At 53.5% G+C, this 13,872-nt stretch carries 12 protein-coding genes; 7 read left to right on the top strand and 5 right to left on the bottom strand.

The features are described from left to right. Positions 1–958: beta-phosphoglucomutase (gene pgmB / locus J7J55_08080; GenBank protein ID MCD6142652.1), on the bottom strand; the 958-nt coding region annotated here is incomplete at its 3' end. 85 nt (positions 959–1,043) lie between these two features. Here pgmB and J7J55_08075 point away from each other — a divergent pair. The 7 genes from J7J55_08075 (at position 1,044) to J7J55_08045 (ending at position 9,575) form a co-directional block, all read left to right on the top strand. Beyond that, the gene (locus J7J55_08075) at positions 1,044–2,066 is read left to right on the top strand and encodes a LacI family DNA-binding transcriptional regulator (protein MCD6142651.1); all 1,023 of its coding nucleotides are present in this window, start codon (positions 1,044–1,046) and stop codon (positions 2,064–2,066) included. Between the two features lie 104 nt (positions 2,067–2,170). Beyond that, the gene (locus J7J55_08070) at positions 2,171–3,397 is read left to right on the top strand and encodes a LacI family DNA-binding transcriptional regulator (GenBank protein MCD6142650.1); all 1,227 of its coding nucleotides are present in this window, start codon (positions 2,171–2,173) and stop codon (positions 3,395–3,397) included. 69 nt (positions 3,398–3,466) lie between these two features. Further along, positions 3,467–4,717 carry an extracellular solute-binding protein gene (locus J7J55_08065; GenBank protein MCD6142649.1) on the top strand — a complete coding sequence of 417 codons (1,251 nt, stop codon included), beginning with the start codon at positions 3,467–3,469 and terminating at the stop codon, positions 4,715–4,717. Positions 4,718–4,771: 54 nt separating this feature from the next. Then, positions 4,772–5,866 carry a sugar ABC transporter permease gene (locus J7J55_08060; GenBank protein MCD6142648.1) on the top strand — a complete coding sequence of 365 codons (1,095 nt, stop codon included), beginning with the start codon at positions 4,772–4,774 and terminating at the stop codon, positions 5,864–5,866. Beyond that, positions 5,863–7,260 (top strand): carbohydrate ABC transporter permease, encoded by a 1,398-nt coding sequence (locus J7J55_08055; protein ID MCD6142647.1) that lies wholly within the window; start codon positions 5,863–5,865, stop codon positions 7,258–7,260. Before J7J55_08060 ends, J7J55_08055 begins: the two co-directional genes overlap by 4 nt. Positions 7,261–7,482: 222 nt before the next feature. Further along, on the top strand, positions 7,483–8,427 hold the full coding sequence (locus J7J55_08050) for a family 43 glycosylhydrolase (GenBank protein ID MCD6142646.1): 945 nt from the start codon (positions 7,483–7,485) through the stop codon (positions 8,425–8,427). An 86-nt stretch (positions 8,428–8,513) separates the two neighbouring features. After that, complete coding sequence (locus J7J55_08045; protein MCD6142645.1) at positions 8,514–9,575, top strand: hypothetical protein; 1,062 nt, start codon at positions 8,514–8,516, stop codon at positions 9,573–9,575. Positions 9,576–9,623: 48 nt separating this feature from the next. Here the strand turns inward: J7J55_08045 and J7J55_08040 are convergent, their stop codons facing one another. The 4 genes from J7J55_08040 to J7J55_08025 form a co-directional block, all read right to left on the bottom strand. Then, on the bottom strand, positions 9,624–10,481 hold the full coding sequence (locus J7J55_08040) for a carbohydrate ABC transporter permease (protein MCD6142644.1): 858 nt from the start codon (positions 10,479–10,481) through the stop codon (positions 9,624–9,626). Then, complete coding sequence (locus J7J55_08035) at positions 10,481–11,350, bottom strand: sugar ABC transporter permease (protein MCD6142643.1); 870 nt, start codon at positions 11,348–11,350, stop codon at positions 10,481–10,483. The genes J7J55_08040 and J7J55_08035 overlap by 1 nt, the downstream gene beginning before the upstream one ends. A gap of 61 nt (positions 11,351–11,411) precedes the next feature. Then, positions 11,412–12,674 carry an extracellular solute-binding protein gene (locus J7J55_08030; protein ID MCD6142642.1) on the bottom strand — a complete coding sequence of 421 codons (1,263 nt, stop codon included), beginning with the start codon at positions 12,672–12,674 and terminating at the stop codon, positions 11,412–11,414. Between the two features lie 83 nt (positions 12,675–12,757). Continuing rightward, on the bottom strand, positions 12,758–13,846 hold the full coding sequence (locus J7J55_08025; protein ID MCD6142641.1) for an ROK family transcriptional regulator: 1,089 nt from the start codon (positions 13,844–13,846) through the stop codon (positions 12,758–12,760). Between the last annotated feature and the right edge of the window lie 26 nt (positions 13,847–13,872).

Below are 13,872 nucleotides of genomic sequence, written 5' to 3'. Positions count from 1 at the left end.
CGTCCCTTAGATTGAGGGTTCGCTCGTGAAACAGGATCTCTCCTCGCGTCAGCGAGAACGGTTCTCCTGCCACAGTGATCCGGCAGGCTGTCCAGTTGGGAGCGGGCACAAGCTCGGTGTAGACCAACGGGGCATCATCGTAGAGGCCAGCGATCAGGGTGGCGGGAAGATCCCCCGGATAACCCTCTTCCAGGGTCCCACGGGTACCGAGGTAACCATTTCCTACCGTTAAGAGGGTTTCCAATTGGCGCTGTTTTCGCGGGTCGAAGGCGGTCTCGCGTATGCTCCACGCCTCCCTGTGGATAAACTCCTCTTTCAAGGCGGAAATGAGGCCCTCATACGTTGTCCCAGAAAGAGAAGAAAAAATGAGATCAGGGTGCACCACGCGGAACCTTTCCTCAGGCCCCAGGCCCATCGTCCACATCCCAGCCGCTTTTGCCCCTTGAATCCCAGCAGCAGCATCCTCGATCACCAGGCACTCCGAGGGCGGTACCTCAAGTTGTGCGGCCGCGTGCAGAAAGAGATCCGGGGCGGGTTTACTTCGGGCACCGCAATGTCCGTCCGCAAGCGCGTCGAATTTCTCCAGGATCCCCAGCCGCGAGAGTACCGTTCTCGCATTGCGGGAGACCGTGGCTATAGCCACCGCGATTTTATGCCTTTTCAGATCGTCTAGTAATTCGCTAACCCCAGGGAGCAGATCATTCGGGGAAATCCCTTTGATCATCTCTTGGTAGTAGGCGTCCTTGCGAGCCATTAGCTCTTTCGCCTTTTCAACAGAGACCGATTTTCCCCCGAGCACGATCTTGAGAGCTTGAAATCGAGAGATCCCACGCACTTGGTCCTTTCGTTCAGGAGGACAGGTGATCCCCAGCTCATCCGCCAGACGCTTCCAGGCAAGATAGTGGTACTCAGCGGTATCGACGATTACGCCGTCCAGGTCAAAGATCACTGCCTTCAACATTGATAATTCCTCCTCTCCGTTTCTAAAGGGATCTTTCCCATTCATTGTTGAAACCGGTCTCTAAACGGAGGATAATATTATTATGCCTCAGAAGTTGACTATCAAGGAAATCGCAGAGCTTGCTGGAGTCTCTAAAGCTACCGTGTCACGGGTCATCAATGGAAAACCAGGAGTAAATCCTGAAACCCGTAAAAAGGTAGAGCAGGTCATTCGGACGCATTCTTACGCTCCGAATCTCGTTGCCCGCGGCCTCAGCCTCAGGCAAACGGGAAACATCGGTTTAATTGTGGCTCATAGCGCAAAGCGCCTTTCCTCACACCTTTTCTTCCTCGAGTTCTTGCAGGGTGTTAGCCGTTATCTAACAGAAAAGGGGTTTAGGTTAACCCTTACGACAGCTGATTCGGAGGAGGATTATGAAAGCTCTTGCCTAAACATGGCGCAAGGAGGGTTCGTCGACGGAGCAATAATCTTGGGGATAAGGAAGAACGATCGGCGTCTAAAGTATTTCCTCAAGACTGGGGTTCCGTTTGTCACGGTGGGAAGGCCGATTGGATATCCTAAGGCAGATTATGTTGATTCTGATAACCAAAGCGGAGCTAAAATGGCAACCGAGTATCTCCTCCGATTGGGGCATAAGGAAATCTTATTCATCAATGGACCACGGGATCATGTCGCTTCCATCGCTCGCGAAAGAGGCTACAGAGAGGCCTTTAACGCCCACGGGGTCGCTATTAAGGACCAATATATTGTGCACGAAGATTTCTCATTCGAGAGCGGTTACGGGACGGTAAGAACGGTACTGGCTCAGGGGCGGAAGTTATCGGCCGTGTTTGCTGCGAGCGATCTTACTGCAATGGGGGCGGCTACAGCTCTAAAAGAAGCAGGCTTTCGGGTTGGGAAAGATGTTTCTGTGATCGGCTTTGACGATATCCCCTATGCATCGCTTTTTGATCCCCCACTAACTACGGTTCATCAGCCGATCCGAGAGATGGGTGAAGAGGCGGGACGGCTACTTCTCCTGCGACTGAGAGGGGAGGTACAGGGGCCGTTGAATAAGACCTTTAGAACCCAACTTATCATTCGGGAAAGCACACGGCGCAGTTGAACAACGATTTGACAAATGCAACGGTAACACTATAATAAAATTATGGAACCGGTTACAAAAAGATCTTCCTAGCTTCGCATCTTAACGGTGTTGGGAATGCGACGATGAAGCGTGAGGCAGAGGATAGCCATACAAAGAAGAGACGGGGGACCACAGATCGTCAGTTGATTATCAGCTCTATCTATTTTGGGAACAGGTCTTATGGTTGCGGAAACGTGTGCGCAAAATTTCCATGTGATTTTTTACTTCAGATATTGACTTTTCTTGCGACACATATTATACTGATGATAAAGATGCGCAATCGATTGAGCAAAACGGGCGAAAAAGTTACGATCCATAACATTGCTGAAGCATTAGGATTAAGCCCGTCTACTGTGTCTCGAGCTCTGAACAACAAGGGGCGGGTGAGCAAACAGACGCGGGAGAGGGTCCTGGAAATGGCTAGGCAGCTCGGCTACCGCCCAAGCATGGCCGGGCGTAGTCTGGTTACTCAAAGGACTACTAATCTTGGTTTCCTCGTTAGTAAGCATCAGCTTCTTTCAGACGGTTCCTTCTATGGAGAGGTGATGGAGGGAGCAGAGGCGATAGCTAGTAAACACGGCTATCGTCTCTTCTTTTCTCGGGATGCGGTTGAAAATGCTCCCCAACTTATCGCTGAAGGCCGAGTTGATGGAATGATCCTCGCCGGTTGTGAGATTCCCGCTCAGCTGATTCTTGACATGCGGCGAAAACTCCCGGTGGTAGTGGTGGATAACCATCTGGAAGAGGTGGATAGTGTAGTCATTGACAACGTAGGTGGAGCTAGGAAAGCGGTTACACATTTAGTGCAGTTAGGTCACCGAAAGATCGGTTTCATTGCGGAGACACTTAAAAACCTGAGCTTTTCTGAGCGATTTGCAGGGTACAAACAGGCACTTGAGGTCCATGGGATCATCCTTGACGAGAGGCTGGTTGCTGAGGGGATAGCGGGAGCAAACTGTGGGTATGTGGCGATGCAACGGCTGCTTGTCCACGCACGTCCCACCGCTGTGTTTGCGGCTAACGATGAGGCGGCTGCAGGGGCAATCCGCGCGATTAAGGAATCGGGCCTGCGGATTCCGCAGGACATAGCTGTGGTGGGGTTTGATGACGGAGCTCTTGCCCCTCATACCGAGCCTCCGCTTACGAGTGTGCGGGTGTTCCGCACCGTGATGGGCGAGTGGGCAGTCAAACGTTTACTAGAGCTCCTTACGGATTATGACTCCCCTCCTATCCAAATTAAGGTTTCCACACAACTTGTGGTACGAGAATCCTGCGGAGCGAAAGTAAAAAAACCGATGCAAAGGGGGTGATGGTTAGCGAAGCAAAAGGTAGGGTCGCCAATTTAAGGTACGTGCGACAAAAAACAGAAGGAGGTAAAAATGCGTAAGGTTCTGTTGGCACTAGCGGCGGTACTTTTACTAGCTGGCGTGGGGTTTGCGGAAGGGACTGTGACTATCCATGTGGCTGGATATTCCGGTGATACACCACTGATGCAGGATGTACTCGCACGGTTCGTCAACGGTAAGATCCCTGGAGTACAGGTTGTTTGGGAACCAATCACTGAGGATTATCGCGCCTATGTTCTGCGAACCCTCTCCGCTGGTACGGCAGCAGATATCCTCTATATGGATTCGTTTTGGGCAAAGCAAGTTGTTTCAACGGGCATGATCCAGCCGCTGGATGAGTTTATGGATAAATCAACGATCCTCAAAAAAGGAGATCTTATCCCGGCACTGGCAAATGCCTTTACCTTCGATGGCAAGATTTACGCCGTTTCCAAGGATTTTAACAGCCTTGTTGTCTTCTACAACAAGGATATGTTTGATGCCATGGGAGTACCATACCCTGATAACAACGATACTTGGGCTACATTGCTTGCTAAGATCGCACAAGTGAACAACCCAGGCGAATGGTATGGTGCCTGCATCAATCCTGATGCTGCGCGGTTCCTGCCGTTTGCTTTTGCAGCCGGGATGCCGCTACTTAAGGATGATGGATCCGCACCGTTTGATCTAGCAGCAGCGAAGGAAGCGGCTGATTGGTATACCAGCTTCAACCGGATGAAAATCGCTGCCACCTCTTCTGATATTGGAAAAGGGTGGCCTGGTGCGGCCTTTATTGCTGAGAAAGCCGCGGTCTGTTTGGAGGGAGGTTGGCTTATCCCACCGATTCGCAATGAAAACCCCACTCTCAACTTTGGCACCGCCTACTTGCCGACCGTGTGGGCGGGCGGTCCGCGGGGGAACTATCTGTTTACGGTTGGGTATGCAATGCCCAAGAACCCACCCTCCGGTCGACCCGACCTTGTGTTCAAGGTGATCGAAGCCCTGACCAGTCCAGAGGTGCAAACTTACATCCTCGAATCCGGTCATGCTATCCCGTCACGGAAGGCCCTCCTCAATAGTCCGTTCTTCCAGAAGACCGACCCGTTTGCTCAGGCGACGAAGACGGTCTTCCAGGCGACAGGCCTTCCCGGCACTGTCCCGTTCAACTTTGGGAAGATCGGCGGGGATTACATGAGCCCAGTCAATGAGGCCCTCACCCTCATCATGCAGGGGCAGGCCAGCGTTGATGATGCGATGGACGAGGCGGCTGTGAAGCTGAACAAAACGATCCAGGAATCCAAGTAATAAGAGTCTCTGGGGAGGCCTTGTGGCCTCCCCTTTTTCCAAAGAAGGGGCGGAATGAAAAGAAGAGGAGAGTGGGCTTCTGCTTTTATCTTCCTTCTCCCGCTTTTATTCACGCTTGCTGTTGCCTTCTTGTACGCGTTTATTCGCACAGTTTATTTCAGCTTTACGGATTACAACCTCTTCAGGATCACAAAATTTGTTGGTTTTGGTAACTACGTACACTTATTTAGTGATTATCGCTTCGTTCTCGCGCTCACTCATAGTTTGCTCTATGCCGGAATTGTCACAGCTACTCAAACGTTCCTCGCCCTGCTGTTGGCCCTGGTGCTTAATCAGAAGATCCGCGGCTTGACGTTCTTTCGCGCTTCCTACTATGTCCCCTCGGTTGCCTCCAGTGTAGCAATAACCCTCATTTTCATTTGGTTGGTCAACCGACGGGGGGCGATAAACTGGTTACTCACTCAAATCGGTCACTACTGGCCATTGATCCTTGTGGGGCTAGGGGTGGTTATCCTTGCTCAATGGGTTCAGGTGTTTATAGAACGACGACATGGGCTGCCAGTGCGGATTATGGATCCGGCCATCCTTGGAATCAGCCTCTTAACAGGAACGGTTGCTAGCATCGTCTTGGGGCATTTTGGAGTGATACGCACTTACCCGATGCACGAGGTGATGATCCCATGGCTGACGACGCGGCAGACAGTTTTAGGCATTCCCCTACCCCTCCTTTCCATCATGATGCTTAACATCTGGACCACTACCCCAACGATGATGATCCTGTTCCTTGCTGGTCTTCAAGATGTGCCACAAGAACTTTACGAAGTGGCTGATCTTGATGGAGCAAGCCCGTGGCAGAAATTACGCTATGTCACGGTGCCTGCTATCCGGCCAGTTATGTTCTTGGTGATTACCCTCGGATTGATCGGTACGATCCAGATGTTCGACCAAGCAGCGATCACGGCAGGGGTAGCACCACTGGAATCGGTCATCACCCTTGCATACTACACATACTGGGCGGTGTTCGGTTCAGGAGGCTTGCCCAAGGTGGGAATGGCATCCGCAGCCGCTCTTGTATTAGCCGCTCTGACGCTTGTTGTCGTACTTATCCAGCGTAAATTTGGGTTCTCCGAGAAAAGTTGGTACTCATGAGCAAAAATAAGCAAGAACTTGCTACCGTCAACTATAGAGGGCAGTTTTATCAAGTAGATGCGCGTTGGTTGGCCCGGCGGCACATCGCACGGAAAATTATTGTTTATTCCCTGCTTATTATCCTTGCGGGATTTATGATCACTCCGCTTTTTTACGCCTTTATCTCTTCGTTCCGCAATAATCCCCTAGCTTGGCCTCCTAGTGTTTCCGCACCACGGCTCTGGCCCCCTAACTGGGTTGCTGCTTGGAAGCTTGGTATTCAAGGTGGGAAAAGCGGTTGGAGCGGTGGTTGGGCTCCAGGAGGCCAAGTGGAGCTGGGAGTAACCTTCCGGTATCCCGAAAGTTCCGGTACGCCGCCTCTGCCCCGGGTGCAGCTCTTGGCGCCGCCGTATGAATCAGGGATGCCTAGTCCCATCCCCGCAACAAAAGTAAACGTGGTTGAGGTGCAAAAAAAGCCCTCTCATGATGGGGTGGAGATTGCCTATCACGTTATCCTCACCCACCAAGGGGATAAGACTTATCCTGTCCTTCCGCTAGCAGTAATTGGCACAAAGGGGGCTAAATTTGTGCGTGCCACGTTGCCTCCGGACTCAGTAAGTTCACGGATAAGTGGAACATATCTGACCTGGAAAAACGTGGTCCCAGGTGCGATCGGATATATATTCAATCACTACATTCGTGCTCTGACAACTTATAAGGGAGCGGGAGGATCGAACCTCTTTCCCCGTTGGATCCTCAATTCACTCCTTGTTGCCGCTTTGCGTATCGTGATTACGGCAATAACCGCTACCATGGCCGGTTATGCCCTCTCGCGCCTTCGCTTCCCGGGGAAAAACTTTCTTTTCTTCTTCGTCATTTTTACGATGATGGTCCCCGGTCAGGTAACATATATCTCCAACTACCTTGTAGTTCGCGACGGAGTATTCGGTCTTTCCCGACTCTTGGGGATGAAGACCTTTCTCAACACTTTATGGGCTCTCTTCTTGCCCAGTTTGGTCTCCACCAGCGCTGTGTTTATGATCAAACAGTTCATGGAATCAATTCCGCGGGAGATCGAGGAAGCCGCCCGCATCGATGGAGCTAATACATTCCAAATCTACACGCGGATCGTTCTTCCCCTGTCCATGCCGGCTATCGCCGCTGTCTCCATTCTCACCTTTCAAGGTTCTTGGAACGAATTCTTCTGGCCGATGGTCGTCCTCACCAACGCCGAAAAGTACACCCTCCCTGTGGGGCTAAACTTTTTTCTACACTACTATCAATCTGTAACGGGAAGCGTGTGGAGCATGATTCTTGCCGGAACCGTGATGAGCATCATCCCTGTCTTAATTATCTACATTATTTTCCAACGCTACTTTGTCGAGGGGTTTCACTTAAGTGGAATCAAACAATGAGTGGTCTATTGAAGAGAAGCTCTCGCTATTTTTATGTGAGCTACCTAAGTGGAAATTTTCGCACTATGAATGATCAACATAAGCAGGCTTTTGCTTTTGTTATTAATCCCGAACAAAAAGAGGTGGTTATCAGTGCAACAGAATTACAGTAAGAATCACATTGTGTATATGTTAATTAAAGCTTTTTACGCCCTTAAAGGTAAGCGCATGTACCGTCTCCTCATGCTGGCCTTTACTCTTGCTTTGTTCATTGTCGGTTCTGAACTTGGAGCTGCCGCGGTTCAGTCTCCTTCCGCCACTTTGGATTGGGCCCCGGGTCCGTTTACCAAATACGCGGGTAATCCTATCCTGACTCCGCAAGGGGACGGATTTGAATCCTGGGCGGTGTTCAATCCCGCGGTTATTCTGAAAGACCATACATTTTGCATGTTGTATCGGGCGCAGGATCATAACGGAACCTCCAGGATAGGCCTTGCGAAAAGCGTGGACGGAATCAACTTCACACGTCGTCCGGAACCGGTGCTCTCGCCAACTGAGCCGTATGAGATCTGGGGAGGCTGTGAGGATCCTCGAGTAGTGAAGTTTGGGGATACCTACTATATGACGTACACGGCTTACAACGGCTATCGGGCTAAGCTCGCTCTAGCTACATCTAAGGACCTCACCCATTGGGAGAAGCACGGGGTCATCATCCCCTGGCCGTGGAGTAAGTCCGGCGCCATTGTGCCACAGAAGATCAACGGGGAGTACGTGATGTACTTTGGCGATTCCAATATTTGGATCGCCTATTCCAACGATCTTCTCCACTGGAAGGTTGCGCCCGAGCCGGTCATGCGACCAAGATCAGGACATTTTGATAGCCGGGGGATAGAGCCTGGCCCTCCACCAATCGTAACCGACCAAGGAATACTTCTCATCTACAATGGATGGAATAACGATATTACGTATAAAGTGGGAGCCGTACTCTTTTCTAAACGAGATCCCACTCAGATTCTTAAACGAACCGATCAGCCGATCCTGGAACCAAGTGAAAAGTGGGAACGGTCCGGTCAGATTTCTAACGTAGTCTTCGCATCAGGGTTGGTGAAAAAGGGTAACGATTGGTATCTCTACTATGGCGGGGCAGATAAATGCATTAACCTTGCTATCGCCAAGTCTTCACCGTAGAAGATTGTTGATGAACCGGAAGGTACGATGTAGAATGCGCCGCTATCTTACAACAACGGAAGCAAAAAAGGAGAAACAGGGTAAGGATGATCGCCAAGGAAGGGGCAGCGGAGAAGAGGTTGCGGAGGAAGGCACAAAATGCTCTCCATAAGTTACAGGGAGTACGCCGTCCTAAGGTGGATGACATCTTTGATAAGCGGTTTTACATCGGGCCCACTGATTTGGTGGTAAAGAATTATCTGCGCCCCACACCTATTGCTGCCTTTAATCCTGGTGCTGCACTTAAGGACGGGCGACTTTTAATCTTCCCTCGCTTGATCTTTGACTACTATACCTACACCTCCAGCATTGGGGTGTTCGATGTACCCATTGACCAAGTTTTGCAGGGGCAGATATCCAAACCATTAAGTACACAGATTATCCTCTGGCCAGGGGAGACGTGGGAATTCGGCCCCGGGTGTGAGGATCCCCGGGTCATGATGTGGGGTGGAGAGGTTTACATTCTCTACACCGGGGCAGGGCAGTACGACAAGGATCATAAAGTCAGTATAAAGCCTGTGCAGGGGATAGCTAGGTTCTCTCCTTCTCTTGAACTTCGGGCACGCAGGTATTTCTCAATTTGTGGAAAGGACAAAGCTGAGGTGTTTACTCCGTCTGCCAAGGACAGCGCTCTTCTCTCACCTGGTAGCGAGAAAGCAGTGCTTTTGTGGCGGCCGCAGGTTGGGGAACTAGCCCTCTGTTGGCGGGGTGACGCCGATCTTGAAGACTACCTCATCCCTGAGAACTCTATGACCCCGGTCCTTGTACCGGAGAGGTGGGAATCGCGAGTGGGCTGGTCTACTAATGCATTGATGATGGAAGGGGGTGAGTATTTGGTAGGCTGGCACGGAGCCGCACGGGAAGATCAAGCTTACCGGAATGGACTCGCCCTTGTCGATCAAGAAGGGTATGTACGAGCAGTAAGTGATTATCTCCTTGCGCCTAAGGGCCTAAATGAATCTTACGGTGACAGGCCGCAAACAATCTTTGGAAACGGCCTTGTGCAATACGAGGACCAGCTGATCTGGGTGGGAGGAATCAGTGATTACGCGATCGGGATCTTCATCACCCCGATGGAACGGGCTTTGGAGAGGTTGAGACGCCTCTGACCGGTCTGAAGGTGCAGAGACGCCTTACCCTGCCATAAGTGGGCATTATCATCCCTTTACCGACCCGGCGAGGATCCCTCGCACGAAGTAGCGCTGGAGGGAGAAGAAGACGAACAAGGGGAGGGCCATGGAAACGAACGCGGCTGCGGTCAACAGTTCCCAATCCTGACCGCGGGAGCCGACAAGGTTTGCCACCTGCAGTGTGAGTGGAGCTACACTCCTGAACCCCCCTAAGTAGATCAGTGCAACGAGCAGGTCGTTCCACACCCAGATGAACTGGAAGATCACCACCGACGCGATTGCCGGGACGGACAGAGGGATGACAAGGCGGAAGAAGGTCTGCAAGGTTGACGCCCCGTCGATCGCCGCTGAGTCGAACAGATCACGGGGGAGCCCGGCGATGAAGTTGTGCAGCAGATAGACGGTTAACGGAAGCCCGTAGCTCGTATGGGCAAGCCAGATTCCCGGAAACGTACCTGAAAGATGCAGCCAGTTAAATATGCGCAATACCGGGATGAACGTCATCTGCAGCGGGATCACCAGCAGGGCCACTACGACCATGAACAGCGTTTTTCTCCCCGGAAACTTCATCCATGCGAACGCATAGGCGGCAAACGCAGCGAGCAGAACGGGAAGGATCGTGGACGGGATGGTGATGATTAAACTATTAATGAATGCCCTCCCCATGCCGTTTTTAGTGATCACCGTCTCGTAGTTGTGCAGCGTGTACTGGGTGAAATTGAACGGATGGGCGAGGGTCGTCCACCAGCCGGTGTGGGCCACATCCTGTGGCGAGCGGAACGAGGTGATGAGGAGTCCGACCGTGGGGAGCATCCAGATGAGGGCGATCCCGATGATCACCGCGTGAAGCGTTGTCCGGGGCAAGGCGCGTTTGAGAAGTTTCATCATCGCATCGCCTCCTGTTCCCGGAACCGCCGGATGTTGATGATCATCATCGGGATGATGAGCAAAAGCAGGACGATTGCGATTGCGCTTGCGTGTCCATAATTCGACCAGGCGAACATCTCCTTGTACATGCGGTTAGCAATCACCTCAGTTGAGTAGTTTCCGTTCGTCATTACGTAGACGATGTCGAACACCTTGAGCACGAACACCACCATCGTCGTCGCTACAACAGCCATGGTTGGTTTAAGGAGCGGGATTATCACCCGCCAGAATACCTGCCACTCGGTTGCTCCGTCGATCCGTGCTGCTTCCATCAGCTCTTTAGGAATCCCCTTGTACGCCGCCGAGAGGACGACCATGCAGAATCCTGTCCAAACCCATATCCCCACGAGGATGAGACATAGGTTGTTCACCCATGGGCGGTCGATCAGCCACCCGATCGGTTTCCCCCCAAATACAGTGACGATTTCATTCAGCAGGCCGATTTGGGGAGCGCCGGGGGGACGATACGCGTAGACGAACTTCCAGATGACGCCGGCTCCGACGAATGAGATTGCCATCGGGATGAAGATGATGGACTTGATAATCTTCTCGTAGCGCACACGGTCGAGCAGCACGGCGAGGATGAGGCCGAAACCAACTGTAAAGGAGGTGAATACCACCACCCACAGCGCGTTATTGCGGAATGCGGTCCTCATCACCGGATTGGTGAACGCGTAGATGTAGTTGGCGAACCCGACGAAATTCTTCGAACTCGGGCCAAAAAACGAGATCCGGAACGTCTCGATCGATGGATAGAGGAGAAAGATGCCGAGCAACAACAGCACCGGGGCGATGTACAACCATGGGGTGAGTCGATTGGTACGCATGTCCGCCCTCCTGCAAAGGAAGGGAGCCCGGGGTTAGCCGGGCTCCCGATAACCGATTTGTCTACTTCCCGTAGGCCTCTTTCGCGCTTGCCTCGATGTTTGCGAGAACCGTATCAAGCGGGATTCCGCTGACGTAGTCGAGCACACCGCTCCAGAAGGTCCCGGCGCCGACCGCTGCCGGCATCATATCCGAGCCGTCGAACCGGAATGCAGACGCATTGGCAAGCAGCTGCGCCGCCTTCGCGGTCACCGGATCCGGATAGATGGACGGGTCGACCTTGGTGTTGATCGCCAGCTTCCCGAGCGCCTTGCACCAGATCTCCTGCGCCTGCGCTGAGGCGAGGTAGTTGGCCAATGCGCGCACTTCAGGGGTGTCCTTGAACGCACTGATCAGGTCACCGGCACCGAGCATCGGGGTCCCGAAGACCGGCGAGATCGGCGGGAAGACGAATACATCGTAGTCTTCACCCGCAACCAGGTCCGGATTTGCCTTCTTGATGAACGACTGAATGAAGGTAGCCTGCTTCATCATGTACGCCCCCGGCGGGTTGGTGAACAGCGGGTTCCCGGCGTCGCCGAAGTTGGTCAGCAGCTCGCCGGTCGTCCCACCGTAGACGTACTTGTCGTTGAGGGCGATCTGTCCGAAGTACTGGAACGCCTTCTTCACCGCTGGATGGGTCCACGGAATCTCGTGGTTGACCCACTTATCGTAGAGGTCAGGGCCGGCAGTGCGGAGCATGATGTCCTCGATCCAGTCGGTCCCCGGCCATCCACTCGCCGCTCCCGACTCGAGCCCGATCGACCACGGGGTTCCGCCGTCGGCGACGATCTTGTTGCACAGCTCGATCAGCTCCGGCCAGCTCTTCGGCACGGTATACCCATGCGCCTTGAACACCTTGGGATCGTACCAGACAAGGCTCTTCAGGTCGGCGGAGATGAACACCCCGTACACGTGGTCGTTCACCGTAGCCAGATCAACAAACGCCTTTGCCGAATCGGCGAGATTGGAGAGGTCGTCCAGCGGGACGAGCGCCCCCTTGGCGACGAACTCCTTCATCTGCCCGGGGTTGGGCATCGCTGCCATATCCGGCGGATTTCCGGCGGCCACACGGGTGGCCAGAACCGTCGGAAGGTCACGGCCGATGCTTTCCACGACCACGTCGATGCCGGTCTGGTTCTCAAACGGGACGAGAGCACTCTCGAACGCCTCCAGTTCCTTCCCGCTCCAGATGACCGCTATTGTTACCTTATTCGCCGCCAGTCCAAATACGGCGATCGTTCCCACCAACGCCAGGATCAACAACGCTACAACCGCTCTTTTCATTCTCTACCTCCTTCTTGGTTTGTGGTTCTGTAAGGCTGGTTCTGTGAAGCCAGTGTCCGAGTCTTCCATCACCTCCTTTCTTGTTAGGGTTGAGCGATCAGCTCTTCCGGATGTTGCAACGCCATTTCCAGCGCGAAAAGCGCTCCTCCCTTTGCACAACTGAACTTCTCATCCTTCGCCATTGTGACGGAGAACTCCCGGGGGAGGGTTTCGTGTCCCACCCGCGTAATTCGCTCCCTTATTTCGTTCACGAACTTGCTCCCCTCTTCCGTCCCCAGGATTCCGGCGTTGATCACCAACCGGTTCGGGTCGAACAGGTGGAGGAGATGAAGGATCGGATCGAGGAGACGATCGGCGAGGAACGCGGAGAGCGATTGCGCTTCTTTCAGTTCCTGTTCCTCCACGTACGCCCGGTGAAGCGCCCCGGCGTTTCCGTTTCCCCCGTGGAACGGCTTCCCGTCGACCAGGATGCTCCCCCCCATGCGGATGTCCCCGGCCAACCCGCGGCGGAGGGCGAGGTAGGCCATCACCCGGTCGGGATGTCCGAGAGCCCGGCTCTCGGCGATGGCCATGAACTTGACGTCATTGTTGACGTAGACCGGCACTCCCAGGGCCGTTTGGAGGCTCTTCCGCGCCGGGACGCGCACCCAGTGGGGGAGGTTCCGGCCGGCGATCGTGATCGTATCCCCCTGGAGGAAAGCAGGAGCGCCGAGCCCCAGCCCCACGGTACGGGAAGGTGCAATCCCCACAGCGCTCAATGCATCCTCGATGCTCTTCGCCACGAAATCAAGGGCAGCATGTGGGTCGACCACGATTTGGGAAGGAACATGCATCTGTTTAGCGACCACCGCGTTTCCGTCCAATCCGGAGACGACGATGTTCAACTCAGGGATCTCCAGGTCCACCCCCACGGTGTAGCGGGCGTGCGGGTCGATTGTGTAGAGGATGGCTCGTCTTCCACCGGCCGATGGGCCGAACCCATCTTGACGCACGAATCCGGCCTCCATGAGCCGGGCGATCGCCCGATCGACTGTGGGCCGGCTGAGCCCGAGCCGGGCGCAGATCTCGTTCTTGGTCAGGGGTGATCCTTCCCGTAGGACACAGAATATCCTCGCCAGATTTCGGGTTACTAGCTTGCGGCTCCCCTGTGTACCGACCACGCCCTCCCTCACTTTTCCCTCAGACTTTTTTAAAAGCT

Source organism: Candidatus Bipolaricaulota bacterium (assembly GCA_021159055.1).
In the GTDB taxonomy this organism is placed as follows: domain Bacteria; phylum Bipolaricaulota; class Bipolaricaulia; order UBA7950; family UBA9294; genus S016-54.
The sequence above is the reverse complement of the archived record's forward strand: the minus strand, read 5'-3'. Positions and strand labels throughout refer to the sequence as shown.